General features: G+C 68.6%; 12 protein-coding genes. 10 read left to right on the top strand and 2 right to left on the bottom strand.

The window, feature by feature from the left end:
- Positions 1-37 precede the first annotated feature (37 nt).
- Both AC0L6G_RS10400 and AC0L6G_RS10395 read left to right on the top strand, forming a co-directional pair.
- Positions 38-1,243, top strand: coding sequence for a BaiN/RdsA family NAD(P)/FAD-dependent oxidoreductase (locus AC0L6G_RS10400; RefSeq protein WP_473252150.1), 1,206 nt, complete (start codon positions 38-40; stop codon positions 1,241-1,243).
- A 476-nt stretch (positions 1,244-1,719) separates the two neighbouring features.
- Positions 1,720-2,070 (top strand): TFIIB-type zinc ribbon-containing protein, encoded by a 351-nt coding sequence (locus tag AC0L6G_RS10395; protein WP_291538829.1) that lies wholly within the window; start codon positions 1,720-1,722, stop codon positions 2,068-2,070.
- Positions 2,071-2,231: 161 nt separating this feature from the next.
- Here AC0L6G_RS10395 and AC0L6G_RS10390 read toward each other — a convergent pair whose 3' ends face one another.
- Complete coding sequence (locus AC0L6G_RS10390) at positions 2,232-3,950, bottom strand: hypothetical protein (protein WP_473252149.1); 1,719 nt, start codon at positions 3,948-3,950, stop codon at positions 2,232-2,234.
- Between the two features lie 238 nt (positions 3,951-4,188).
- Here AC0L6G_RS10390 and AC0L6G_RS10385 point away from each other — a divergent pair, with 238 nt between their 5' ends.
- The 5 genes from AC0L6G_RS10385 to AC0L6G_RS10365 all read left to right on the top strand — a co-directional run bounded on the left by AC0L6G_RS10385 (position 4,189) and on the right by AC0L6G_RS10365 (position 7,712).
- Complete coding sequence (locus AC0L6G_RS10385; protein ID WP_293826776.1) at positions 4,189-4,893, top strand: response regulator transcription factor; 705 nt, start codon at positions 4,189-4,191, stop codon at positions 4,891-4,893.
- A complete protein-coding gene (locus AC0L6G_RS10380; RefSeq protein WP_293826774.1) occupies positions 4,862-6,481 on the top strand; it encodes an ATP-binding protein in 1,620 nt (539 codons plus the stop codon). The genes AC0L6G_RS10385 and AC0L6G_RS10380 overlap by 32 nt, the downstream gene beginning before the upstream one ends.
- Positions 6,478-6,918, top strand: coding sequence for an HPr kinase/phosphorylase (locus AC0L6G_RS10375; RefSeq protein ID WP_473252148.1), 441 nt, complete (start codon positions 6,478-6,480; stop codon positions 6,916-6,918). Before AC0L6G_RS10380 ends, AC0L6G_RS10375 begins: the two co-directional genes overlap by 4 nt.
- Positions 6,919-7,038: 120 nt before the next feature.
- Positions 7,039-7,443: a PTS sugar transporter subunit IIA gene (locus AC0L6G_RS10370; protein WP_087121127.1), complete on the top strand. Its 405-nt coding sequence runs from the start codon at positions 7,039-7,041 to the stop codon at positions 7,441-7,443.
- On the top strand, positions 7,440-7,712 hold the full coding sequence (locus tag AC0L6G_RS10365) for an HPr family phosphocarrier protein (RefSeq protein ID WP_293826769.1): 273 nt from the start codon (positions 7,440-7,442) through the stop codon (positions 7,710-7,712). The genes AC0L6G_RS10370 and AC0L6G_RS10365 overlap by 4 nt, the downstream gene beginning before the upstream one ends.
- A gap of 18 nt (positions 7,713-7,730) precedes the next feature.
- On the opposite strand, the gene AC0L6G_RS10360 is transcribed toward AC0L6G_RS10365, so the two are convergent.
- Positions 7,731-8,840 (bottom strand): phytase, encoded by a 1,110-nt coding sequence (locus tag AC0L6G_RS10360; RefSeq protein ID WP_473252147.1) that lies wholly within the window; start codon positions 8,838-8,840, stop codon positions 7,731-7,733.
- A gap of 261 nt (positions 8,841-9,101) precedes the next feature.
- Between AC0L6G_RS10360 and AC0L6G_RS10355 the strand changes: the two genes are divergently transcribed.
- The 3 genes from AC0L6G_RS10355 to lpdA all read left to right on the top strand — a co-directional run bounded on the left by AC0L6G_RS10355 (position 9,102) and on the right by lpdA (position 13,025).
- Positions 9,102-9,422, top strand: a complete 321-nt coding sequence (locus tag AC0L6G_RS10355) for a hypothetical protein (protein ID WP_473252146.1) — start codon at positions 9,102-9,104, stop codon at positions 9,420-9,422.
- 6 nt (positions 9,423-9,428) lie between these two features.
- Positions 9,429-11,414, top strand: a complete 1,986-nt coding sequence (locus tag AC0L6G_RS10350; protein ID WP_473253237.1) for a TonB-dependent receptor plug domain-containing protein — start codon at positions 9,429-9,431, stop codon at positions 11,412-11,414.
- Positions 11,415-11,609: 195 nt separating this feature from the next.
- The gene (lpdA, locus tag AC0L6G_RS10345) at positions 11,610-13,025 is read left to right on the top strand and encodes a dihydrolipoyl dehydrogenase (RefSeq protein ID WP_473252145.1); all 1,416 of its coding nucleotides are present in this window, start codon (positions 11,610-11,612) and stop codon (positions 13,023-13,025) included.
- Positions 13,026-13,097 lie beyond the last annotated feature (72 nt).

The following is a 13,097-nucleotide window of genomic DNA, read 5'->3' as shown; positions in this document are numbered from 1 at the left end:
CTCTGTTGGCAGGGGGCGTCAAATGAGGAGGGCGTCTTTGGACGTCCTCGTCGACGTTTTGGTGGTGGGGGCCGGCGCGGCGGGCATGATGGCCGCCATCGAGGCCGGACGGCGCGGACGCCGGGTGCTGGTCGTCGATCACGCCGAGCGGCCCGGCGAGAAGATCCGCATCTCGGGCGGCGGGCGCTGCAACTTCACCAATCTGGGCTGCGGGCCGGCGAACTTCCTGGGCGAGAACCCCCGGTTCGCGACCTCGGCCCTGAGGCGCTACACCCAGCACGACTTCATCAAACGAATAGACCGGGCCGGCATCGCCTGGCACGAGAAGACGCTGGGCCAGCTGTTCTGCGACGACAGCGCCAAGCAGATCGTCCGTATGCTGACGGACGACATGACGGCGGCGGGCGTCTCCCTGAACATGAAGACCGGCGTGGGGCGGATCGCGCGTGGCGGGGACGGCTGGAGCATCGGCCTTTCGGACGGGACGCAGGTCGCTGCGGCGTCGCTGGTCGTGGCGACGGGCGGCAAATCGATCCCGAAAATGGGCGCGACCGGCTGGGCCTATGAGGTCGCGCGCCAGTTCGACATCCGCGTCGCCGAGACGCGGCCGGGCCTGGTCCCCCTGACGTTCGAGGCGGGTCTTTTGGAGACCCTGGCGCCGTTGGCGGGGGTGTCGGTGGACGCCACGGTCGCCTCGGCGCCCGAAGGGGCCAGGGCGCGCAAGGCCAGTTTCAACGAGGCGATGCTGTTCACACACCGGGGCCTGAGCGGTCCGGCCATTCTTCAGATCAGCTCCTATTGGCGCGAGGGCGAGGCGGTGGTGGCCAGCATGGCGCCGGGACGCGATGTGTTCGAGGAACTGAAGGCCGCCAAGGCGTCGAACGGGCGCCAGGCCGTGCACACCGCGCTGGGCCACATCGTGCCGCGCCGTCTGGCCGAGAGCCTGTGCCAGCGCGAGGGGGCGTCGGGCAATCTGGCGGACCTGTCGGACAAGGTGCTGCGGCGGCTGGACCGGGCGGTCAACGCCTGGTCGGTCAAGCCGGTGGGGTCCGAGGGCTATCGCACCGCCGAGGTGACGCTGGGCGGGGTGGACACGGCCGCGCTGGACCAGCAGACGATGCAGGCCAAGGCGGTTCCGGGCCTGTATTTCATCGGCGAGGCGGTGGACGTGACCGGCTGGCTGGGCGGCTATAATTTCCAATGGGCCTGGTCATCGGGCTGGGCGGCCGGACAGGTCTGTTGATTTTTCAGGGTGCAATCGGTGCGCTTTTCGCGGCGACGCGGCCGAAGGGTCGCTGAAAAAGACCGTCTGAATAGTGTGAATAGTATGAATCGGGGCTGGCTCGGTCTGGGCAGAGCGACGATGTCAAAGACCGGGGCGCCAGTCTAAGCGGGTTTGACGCCGTGGCGGGCGAATGGTCGCTGGTCCGACGCAAGTCCCGGAAAAGGCGCGCCATCGTCCGCGGCGATAGGATGGAGCGACGACGAAACGCCCCTGCGGCCGCGCGACGCATGGCGGCGACGGGGGGCGGCGCCTAGCTTGAAGCGGCGGAACGGGCCCCTCTGGCGTCGCCGCGGCCTGGCGTTTCCCCCTTGCTTTCGCCGGATCGCGCGACGTGATGTCGGACCGCACGGGTTGGTCGGCGCGGCGGGGCTTCTCCCCTCCTGGCCTGTCGCGTCGACCGCCCGATCACTCCTGGAACCGGATCGGATGCCCGAATGCCCCTGTTGATGTGCCCCAACGACGACGCCGCCATGCAGACCATGGAGCGCAGCGGCGTGCAGTTCGACATGTGCCCGACCTGCCGCGGCGTTTGGCTGGATCGCGGCGAGCTGGAAAAGCTGATGGCCGCCGCCGTCGACGAGGGTCGGGCCGCCGCCCCGGTCCAGGCCGCGCCCGCCCCGCAGTCCTATGCGCCCCCGCCCCAGGCCCAGCCCTGGGGCCAGGGCCAGCCCTATCGCGACGATCGCGGATATCGCGACGATCGATACCGGGACGACCGCTATCGCGACGGCGACTATCGCCACAAGAAAAAGAAGCGCGACAGCATCTTCGACATCTTCGATTGAGGCGGCGGCGCTGATCGGCGGACGCCTCTGTTCGTCGGTCGGGGCCGGAGCGCAGCGAAGGACTTCGGAAAGCCGGAAGGCCCCTTGGCTTTCGGCTTCGTCCTGCGGACGCCCCGGAATGACGATGTCGAGACAGGCTGGGACGGTGAACGCCGTCGCTCTCAGGCCGCCAGACCCGCCGCCTGCATCAGGCCGCGCAGGGCGGCCATGCTTTCGGGCGCGGCCGACAGGGCCGTGCGGACATCGGGGGCGCGCAGCAGGCGGACGGCCTCGGTCCTGGCCCGCTCGGCCGACGGACCCAGCGGTCCCGCCTCGCCCGTAGCCAGTTTCAGAAGGGCGGCGATCTTCTGCGGCGCGGAGGCGGGCGCGCGCGCGATCTGGGCGACCAAGCCGGCGTCGGCCTCCAGATGGGCGCCGACCGCGCCGATGGCGTCCGAAATCTGCGTCTGATCGTGTTCGCCCAGATGGGCGGCGCGCACCGCGCGCTGCAGCCGCGCCAGTATGGCCAGTTTCTGCGACGGCGACGGGCCGCCGGGCGCGGGCTGGCGCATCTCGGTCTCGAACCGCAACGAGCCGATGCAGGCGCCCAGCCAGCGGGCGGCCGCGCGCTTGTTGGCGCCGCCGGTCACGTTCTCGCACAGCCGGGTCAGGTGCTCGGCTTCGGCCAGCACGGTCTGGCAGCCGGCGACATAGGCGGCGACGAAATCGGCCGTGACCAGGCTCTTGGAGCGTTCGACGAAGGCGGACTGCACCTCTTCCAGCGTCAGCAGGCGGCCGGCCGAGGCGGTCAGGGCCATGGCCAGCAGCCGCAGGATGTCGATCTCGCCCACTGCGTCGTTCGGCCGAAGACGGCGCGGGCTGGTCAGTTCGCGCGTCACCATCCGGGCCAGGGCGGCGGCCAGCAGCGGAAACTCTCCGGCCGCCAGATGCACGCCCAACCGGGCGGCGGGGCCGTCGACCGACGGCATCATCAGCTCCAGACGCGGGTCCATCGCCAGCAGGCCGTCCATCTCGTCCGGCGCGACCATGCGCACGATGGCCGCCAGATTGGCGCCCTGGTCCAGGGCCGGGCCCAGGACCTCGTTCAGGTTCTGGCGCACCGCCAGCATCTCGGCGACGATCTGCTCCACCGCCACCACGATCAGGGCGCGCGGCGGGCCGTCCTGCGGGGCGGCGTCCATCAGGTCCATCAGGGCCGAAAGCCGCGCGCGGGCGTCGCGCCGGCCGGCAAGCGCGCCCGCGACCACCCCGCCCATCCGAAAGGCTCGGTCCGACGCCCCGGCCAGACGATGCGCCAGATCGGCGATGGATCGGTCGGCCAGCGTCGGGAACAGGCCATCGCGTCCGGCCTTGCGCAGGCGCACGATCGCCTGTTCGGTCAGCTTCTGGTAGTGGCGCACCACGGCGTGGACATCCTGGCCGGTCGCCTGGCTTTCGGGGACGGCGACCTTCTGGATGGCGTGCTGAAGCTCCACCCCCGCCGCCTCCAACCGTTCGGCCACGTCGGGACGGTGCAGCAGTTCGAAGGCGGTGACGCCCTCGCGTCGCAGCCAGTCCTCCAGCACCCGGCCGATCAGGGCGCGGGCGTGGGGGGAATAGAGTTCGGCCGGCCCGGCGCAGGCTGGACGCGGCGTCGGGTCGACCGGCTTCTTCTTCTTTTCCTCGGGCGCGCCCAGGGTCAGGATGGTGATGGAGGCGAACTCCATCGTCTCGGGGTCCAGCGTCTCCTTGGTCACGCGCGCGGCGACGGCCAGCCGATCCTGAAGTTGGTCCTCGGCCGCCTCGACGGCCTGTTTTCGGTTCTCGGTGGCGATCAGCAGGGTCCACGCCGAAGGGGCGGTCCTGCGGACATAGACTTCGTAGTGGATCGGACCGGCCATGGCGCCACCCTTGGACCCCAAGGCTTTAAGGCGAGGTTTTCGTGCGCCGCCGCAGCCCGAGCGCCCGCGCGTTGAAATCCCGCGCGGAACCCACCATCTTCGGCCGTCTGGGCGCGGAGGCTTCGCAGCGAATCGCCTTCTGGTCGCGGCCCCTTAGCCCTAATGTGACCGTGATCGAACGGTTACGCTTGAAGCGCGTTCCTGCTCGCGGGACCGCAAAGTTCAGGAGAAGACACCCTTGGCGAACATCACCCTGGTCGACGACGACGAGAACATCGTGGCGTCCGTGTCGCTGGCGCTGGAAAGCCATGGCCACAAGATCACCGCCTATCACGACGGGGCCTCCGGCCTGGCCGCGCTGGAATCGACGCCGCCCGACCTGGCGATCCTGGACGTGAAGATGCCGCGCATGGACGGGATGGAGGTGCTGCGCCGCCTGCGCCAGACCTCGCAGATCCCGGTCATCATGCTGACGTCCAAGGACGAGGAAATCGACGAGATCCTGGGCTTCAACCTGGGCGCCGACGACTATATCCACAAGCCGTTCAGCCAGCGGCTGCTGATCGAGCGGGTCAAGGCGCTGCTGCGCCGCACCGGGGCCGACGGCGGCGAACCCGAGGCTGCGGCCGAGGTGTCCGGCCGGGCCATCAAGCGCGGCAAGCTGTCGATGGACCCGGCGCGCCACGAGAGCACCTGGGACGGCAAGCCGGTCAAGCTGACGGTCACGGAGTTCCTGCTGCTGCAGGCCCTGGCCCAGCGGCCCGGCTTCGTGAAGAGCCGCGACAATCTGATGGACGCCGCCTACGACGACCAGGTCTATGTCGACGACCGCACCATCGACAGCCACGTCAAGCGGATGCGCAAGAAATTCCGCGCCGTGGACAACGAGTTCGACGCGATCGAGACCCTGTATGGCGTCGGCTACCGCTACCGCGAGAGCTGATCGTCCCGGCGGGCGCGAGCCCGAGGAGGGGCGTAGGCCGCTGTTCCGTTTCGGCGGATCGCGGCTGGGCGGCTTCATCCTGGCGCTCAATCTGCTCAGCCTGCTGATCCTGTTCGGCGGCGCCCTGCTGCTGAACGAATGGAGCAAGGGGCTGGTCGGGGCGCGCCAGGAATCGCTGACGGTCCAGGCCGAACTGCTGGCCAATGTGTTGCGAGAGGAGGGGGTGACGCGGGGCGAGCCTACCCCCGAACTGGACCCTATCCGCGCCTCCCTGTGGCTGACCGACCGTTTCATTCCGGCGGGGCAGCGGGTGCGCCTGTACGACATCAACGGCCTTCTGCTGGTCGACAGCTACCAAGTGACGGAGGCTATCGGCGGCCGGCCGCTGCCCGCCGCCAAGGCGGCCGGATCGCCGACCGACGACGGGGCGGCGGCCAGGCTGGTGTCCGAACGGCGCATCGCCCGCGCCGACAGCGAACTGGCCGCCGAGGTCGGCGCCGCGCTGGAGGGCGCGCCTCAGGCGACGCTTCGCCGCAACGAATCCGGGGACCGGGTCGTGTCCGTCTCCATCCCCGTGCGGCACGTGCGCCAGGTGCTGGGGGTTCTGACGGTCGAATCCGGCGACGTGGACGAGATCCTGAGCGCCCAGCGCCGCGCCCTGGTGCCGTTCGCCCTGGTGGCGCTGGGGGTCAATCTGCTGGCCTCGCTGCTGCTGCATCTTTTCGTGGCGCGGCCGATCATGCGGCTGTCGGCGGCGGCGGACCAGGTCAAGCTGCAGCGCGCGCGCGCCATCTCCCTGCCCGACCTGGAGGATCGCAAGGACGAGATCGGCGACTTGGCGCGGTCGCTGGAATCCATGACCGACACCCTGTCCACCCGCATGGACGCCATCGAGCGGTTCGCCGCCGACGTGTCGCACGAAATCAAGAATCCGCTGACCTCGATCCGGTCGGCGCTGGAGACCCTGCCGCTGGTCAAGACCGACGCCCACCGCGAGAAGCTGACGGCCCTGTTGCAGCAGGACGTGCGGCGGCTGGACCGGCTGATCACCGACATCTCCAACGCCTCGCGCCTGGACGCCGAACTGTCGCGCGACCGGCCCCGCCCGGTCGAGCTGAACCGGCTGCTGACCGACATCGTCGGCGTCTACGACACCACGGCCAAGCCCGGCGACGTGCCGGTGATCCTGAAGGCGCCTGAGACGCCGCTGCGCGTCATGGGGCGCGACGGGCCGCTGGGCCAGGTGTTCCGCAACCTGATCGACAACGCCCGCTCGTTCAGCCCCGAGGGCGGGGCGGTGAGGGTCAGCCTGGAGGAGACGGGCGACGACCTGCCGGTGCGCGTGCGGGTCGAGGACGAAGGGCCGGGCATCCCGCCCGAGAACCTGGAGACGGTGTTCGAACGCTTCTACACCTCCCGGCCGCAGGGGGCGAAGTTCGGCTCCAACTCGGGCCTGGGCCTGTCCATCGTGCGCCAGATCGTCGAGGCCCATGGCGGGCGCGTCCATGCCGAGAACCGGATGGACGCGGGCCGGATCGTCGGCGCCCGGTTCGAGATCGTCTTTCCGGCGGTCGGCCGCTGGGCATGACGCCCCGGAGTCCGGCACGCCCCCCGATCCACGCCACCACGGTCGCCGTGCGCCGGGGCGGCGGCTGGCGCGGGGTGATGATCCTGGGCGCGTCGGGGGCGGGCAAGAGCGACCTGGCGTTGAGATTGACGGGGCGCGGCTGGCGGCTGGTCAGCGACGACTACACCCAAGTCTGGCCCTCCGCGGGCGCGCTCTACGCCCGCGCCCCCGCCGCCATCGCCGGCCGGATCGAGGTCCGGGGGCTGGGGATCGTGTCTGCGGCGACACGGCCGCTGGTTCGAGTGGCGCTGGCGCTGGACTGTGCGCCGGGGCCGTTGGAGCGCCTGCCGGAGCCGCAGCAGCGGGACTTCGCCGGGGTCCGACTGCCCTTCCTGACCCTGGACCCCAGACCGGCCTCGGCCGTCGATGTGGTCGCAGCGGCGTTGGAGACGCTTTGAAACCCTGGAAGACGGGTCTATGACACCCCCCTTGCGGTCCAAGAAAGGGCGGCGTCCGGCCTCCTCGCCGGACGGGGGAACGTTCGGGACGGTTCGGGGCGGGATGCGAGTGAAGTCCTCATGATCGGTCTGGTCATCGTCACCCACGGCGGGCTGGCGTCAGAATTCCTTTCGGCCATGGAGCATGTGGTCGGCCCCCAGCGCGGCGTGGCGGCCATCTGCATCGGGCCGGACGACGACATGGAGCGCCGCCGACGCGACATCGTCGATGCGGCGGCGGCCGTGGACGACGGCGACGGCGTGATCCTGCTGACCGACATGTTCGGCGGCACGCCGTCCAACCTGGCCATTTCGGTGATGGAGCAGACCCACGCCGAGGTGATCGCCGGCCTGAACCTTCCCATGCTGATCAAGCTGGCCAGCGTGCGCGGGCGCGAGACGCTGGAGGCGTGCGTGGCCCATGCCCAGGACGCCGGGCGCAAATACATCTCGGTGGCGTCCTGGGTGCTCGCAGGCGAAAAATGAGCGTCGACGCCACCCTGAACATCTGCAACGCGCGCGGCCTGCATGCCCGCGCCTCGGCCAAGTTCGTCAAACTGGCCTCCAGCTTCGAAAGCGAGATCCACGTGACCCGAGACGGGGTGACGGTGGACGCCCGCTCGATCATGGGCCTGCTGATGCTGGGCGCCGGCATCGGTTGCAGCATCGACGTCTCCGCCGAGGGGCCTGACGCCGAAGAGGCGATGGAAGCCCTGACCGACCTGGTCGCCAGGAAGTTCGACGAGGATCAGTAGGTCGAGGCTGACGGAAGGCTACAGCCCCAGCGCCCGGCGGATGTCGCGCCAGTCTATGTATTTGAAGTTCTGGGCGCCGCCGTCGTTGACGTCGTCCTGGATGACGACGAGGCCGTCGGGGAAGGGGCCGACCGGGCCGCTGGCGGCGGCGAGGCCGTCCGTGCCGGTGATGCGGTCCACCGCGCCGTCCACGACCTTGAACCGGCCTTTATATTCCGGCGCCGCGCCGTCGATGCGCCAGACGGGGAAGTTGGAATCGCCCTGGCTGGAGGCGATAAGGTAACGGCCCGAGGCGTCGGTGATGGTCGTCAACCCTTCCGCGTCGGCGACCAGAATGTCCTTGGCGATGGGCTGGACCAGGGTGCGGGCCGCGCCCGAGGCCGGGTTGAGGCCGTAGCGCCACAGGCCCACATTCTCCTCGGTGATATAGAGGGCATCGGTGGCCTCGTCGGCGGCGCAGCCTTCGGAGATGGTTCCGATCTCGGCGCGGCGGACCTCGCGGGCGGCGGGCTTGCCGTCGGCGCCGACGCTCAGGATGAACTGGCGCAGTTCGCCCTCATGGCCGACCAGGATGGCGTGGACCTCGGCCCCGCGACGCGCGAAGCAGAAGCCGTAGGGTTCGATCACGTCGGTGGCGACGGCGCCCCAGTAGCGCACGCCGTTGTCGCCGGTGCCGGCCGGGTCGAAGGTGTAGAGCGAGATGCCGGTCTTGCCCGGCGTGCGGTCGCTGGCGCCCAGCACCACCTGCGGGCGGCCGCCGACCGACAGGCCCTCGACCACATCGACGTTGTTCAGCAGGCCCTCGGGCAGGAACTGCAGGATCTGGCCATCGAAGCCATAGATGTAGAGGCCGGACTTCTTGTCCGTGCCGGCGACGAAGCCGGGGGTTTGTTTGCCCATCACCGTGACCGGCGCAGCGCTGGCCCAGACGGCGGGGTCGTCGGCGGCGTCCTGGCCCGCCGTGCCGACCGACGGGGTTTCGAGTACGGCCTGGACCGACGCGCCGGGGCCGACGAAGCCTTCGCCCTCACCCTGATAATCCACTTCCGTCGTGGCGCAGGCCGCGAGCAGGGCGAAGACGGAAACGGCGGCGGTGAAACGGGCGGCGCGTCGGATCGGCGAAGTCATGGCAGGTTCCCGGATGTGATTTCGTCACGTGATTTCGTCGGGGCCCAGATCAAGGCCGACCGCCGACAGGTCAACGGACTTATGGTGACGGTTTGAATGCGGTTCGATGACGCATGATCGGTGTCGGGACGGATCGTCGCGCAACTGTCCTGAAACCGCGAAGTCGCCGTCGCCGAAACGTCGCTTTCGCGTCGCCAGTCCCCGCTATCGGGCCGCCCATCGGCAGAGGTGAAACGTCGCCCGCCGCTGGGGATCATCGAGATGAAAATCAAACTGCTCATGGGCGCCGCATTGGCCCCGCTCGCCTTCGCCGCTCCGGCATTCGCCGCCGACGAGATCGCGCCGCAGCAGACCGCCCAGACGCCCGTCACGGCGCTGGAAGAAGTCGTCGTCACCGGCGAGCCGGCCATGCGCAACCGCACCGACGACGTCGTGCCGACCCTGTCCTACGACCTGGACTATTTCCAGCGGTTCGAGCCGCTGACGGCCGGCGACGCCCTGAAGCGCGTGCCCTCGGTCACCTTCCTGTCGGACGTGCTGGAATCGGACGGCGTGCGGATGCGCGGTTTGGACTCGGCCTAGACGCAGATCCTGATCAACGGCGAGCGGGTTCCCGGCGCCAACCTGGACCGCTCGTTCTTCGTGGACCGCATCCCCGCCGAACTGATCGAGCGGGTCGAAGTCGTTCGCTCTTCGTCGGCCAACCGCTCGGGCGATGCGGTCGCCGGCGCCATCAACATCGTGCTGCGTGACGCCCTGTCGCTGGACGGCGGCTATATCCGCCTGGGCGCGCTGCACTGGGAAGACAGCGAATACGGCCAGTGGGGCGGCACCTACGGCGCCGTCTGGGGCGGCCAGGTCGGGCCGGGCCGCCTGCTGATCGGCGGCAACATCCAGGACCGCCGCAATCCCAAGCAGAAGTTTTCGGAACGCTATTCGGAGCCGGGCGGCGAACTGACCGACACCGAGGCCCAGACCGACACCCGCGACGGCACCGACTATTCGGCCAACCTGTCGTATGAGATGCCGGTCGCCGGCGGCAATCTGGAACTGAGCGGCGTCTTCGTGCGCACCGACCGCGTCCAGGACGAAAGCTCGATCGAATACGACGAGGGCGACGTCAACGACGTGGCCAAGGTCAATGCGAACCCGCTCGACATCCTGACCGACAACTGGGCGGTCAACAGCCGCTACGAGCGCGAGATGCTGGGCGGCGAGACGACCTTCAAGCTGGGCTACGCCAGCATCGACGACGAACAGTTCGAGCAGGAAGAGGAACTGGACGTCGGCGACGAGGTGATCGAGGGCGAACGCACCCGCACCAACGTCACGGACGAGGAAATTCAGGCCGCCATCGAGCACAAGATCAAGCTGGGCGGCGAGCTGGAGCTGGAGTTCGGCGTCCAGTATTCGAAGAAGAACCGCGACAGCACGGTCTTCTCGGCCGAGGCCGAAGCCGAGGACGAGCCGGTCTTCCGCGCCCTGCTCGACAGCGAGTACGGTGACTTCGAAGCCGTCGACGGCGGCATCAACTCTATCGAAGAAACCCGGATCGACCCCTACATCATGCTGTCGGGCGAAAACGGCCCGGCGAAGTGGGAGGCCGGCCTGCGTTACGAGACGACCGACTTCTCGATCACGGACGAGACCGTCGCCGCCGCCGACCGCACCAACGACAAGGACTATGGCATCCTGCTGCCGTCCGCGAGCGTGCGCTTCAAGCTGTCGGACAGCGACCGGATCACCGCCTCGGTGGCCCGCACCGTGCGCCGCCCGAACTTCGACTTCCTGTCGCCGGCCCTGCTGGAAGGCGAATACGGCGACAACGACTTCATCGGCAATCCCGACCTAGAGCCGGAAACGGCATGGGGCGCGGACCTCGGCTTCGAGCGTCGTCTGGGCCGTCGCGGCGTGATCGGCGTCAACGCCTTCTATCGCGACATCAAGGACTTGATCGAAATTACGAACACGGGCGCCTTCTCCGAGCAGGCCCAGGACGATTATGACGACGCCATCGACGACGGCGCGACGCCGGACGAAGCGGCCGAGGAACTGGTGTCCTACGTCCTGACGGCCGAGAACGTCGGCGACGGCCAGGTCTGGGGCGTCGAGTTCGACCTGTCCACGCCGCTGGACTTCATCGGCATGGAGCACACGGGCGTCTTCGTGAACTACTCGTGGCTGGACAGTTCGGTCGACGACTTCCTGGGCGAGCGCCGCTTCAACTCGCAGTCGGACTATGTCTTCAACGTCGGCTTCACCCAGGACATCCCGACCTGGGGCGCGGCCTTCGGCGCCACCTATCGCAAACAGGGCGACGCCAAGAGCCGGATCGTCGGCGAAGAAGTCGTCACCTCGTACGGCGGCGACCTGGAAATCTTCATCGAGAAGCAGGTCGCCTCGAACGTGGTGATCCGCTTCACCGGTTCGAACCTGCTCGATTCTTCCAAGGACGAGGTGTTCGACAAGTTCAACACCATCGCCGACCAGATCGACCGTGACTACGACGAGTTCGAGATCGAATCCGAGAACGCCGGCCCGGTGTTCCAGCTGGTGGCGCGGATGGCCTTCTGAGGCCTAGCCTTTCCAGACGACGAAGGGGGCCGGGCGGCGACGTCCGGCCCTTTTGCGTGGCGGCGCCCCTCCAAAGGTCGCATTCGCGACCCCATATGCCGGTGGGGCGGTTGACCCCGACGGGGCGGCTGCCTACAGCCCCGAGAGCCTGTATTCGCGGGGCCTCTCCCCCGCACCGAACGATCAGAGGACACCATGGCCGAAGCTTCCTACGACGTCGTCATCATCGGCGGAGGGCCGGGCGGCTACAACGCCGCGATCCGCGCCGGCCAGTTGGGTCTGAAGGTCGCCTGCGTCGAGATGCGCGAGACCCTGGGCGGCACCTGCCTGAACGTCGGCTGCATGCCCTCCAAGGCCCTGCTGCACGCCTCGGAACTGTGGGACGCCGCGAACGGCGAGTTCGCCAAGATCGGCATCGAGGTCTCGCCCAAGCTGAACCTGGGCCAGATGCACAAGGCCAAGGACGACAGCGTCCTGACGTTGACCAAGGGGATCGAGTTCCTGTTCAAGAAGAACAAGGTCGAGTGGATCAAGGGCAAGGGCAAGATCGTCGGGCAGGGCAGGGTCGAAGTGACCGCCGCCGACGGCGCGGTCCAGACGCTGGACGCCAGGAACATCGTCATCGCCACCGGCTCCGAGCCGACCCCGTTGCCGGGCGTCGCCTTCGAGGACGGCAAGGTGATCGATTCCACCGGCGCCCTGTCGTTGCCGGCCGTGCCCAAGAAGCTGATCGTGGTCGGCGCGGGCATCATCGGCCTGGAGCTGGGTTCGGTCTGGCGCCGCCTGGGCGCGGAGGTCACGGTGGTGGAGTTCCTGGACCGGATCACGCCCGGCATGGACGCGGAAGTCGCCACCGCCTTCCAGCGCACCCTGACCAAACAGGGGATGGTCTTCAAACTGGGCGCCAAGGTCACGGCCGCCAAGTCCGGCAAGGACGGCGTGGAGCTGACGGTCGAACCGTCGGCCGGCGGCGCCGCCGAGATGATCAAGGGCGACGTGGTTCTGGTGGCCATTGGTCGTCGTCCGTACACGGATGGTCTGGGTCTGGAGAGCGTGGGCGTGACGCCGGACAAGCGCGGCTTCATCGATCACGACCACTTCAAGGTGGCTGGCCAAGTCAACGAGGGCGGCGTCTGGGTGATCGGCGACGTGACCCACGGCCCGATGCTGGCGCACAAGGCGGAAGAGGACGCGGTTGCCGTGATCGATACCATCGCCGGCAAATACGGCCACGTCGACTACGCCCTGGTGCCCAGCGTCGTCTACACCTTCCCCGAAGTGGCCTGGGTCGGTCAGACCGAGGACCAGCTGAAGGCCTCAGGCGTCGCCTACAAGAAGGGCAAATTCCCCTTCGCCGCCAACAGCCGCGCCAAGATCAACCACGAGACCGACGGCTTCGTGAAGGTGCTGGCCGACGCCGCGACCGACAAGGTGCTGGGCGTGCACATCATGGGCCCGCAGGCCGGCGAAATGATCCACGAGGCCGCCATCACCATGAGCTTCGGCGGGGCGTCGGAAGACATCGCCCGCACCTGCCACGCCCACCCGACCCGTTCGGAAGCCGTCCGCCAGGCGGCCATGGATGTCGAAGGCTGGATGATGCAGGCCTGATTTTGAAAATCCTCCCCTGCGTTAGCGGGGGAGGGGGACCGCGAAGCGGTGGAGGGGGCGAACGCGTCTCCG

It is taken from the genome of Brevundimonas sp. D3-1P (assembly GCF_055809335.1).
Note: the sequence above shows the minus strand (reverse complement) of the source record. Positions and strands in the feature narration are given on the sequence as shown.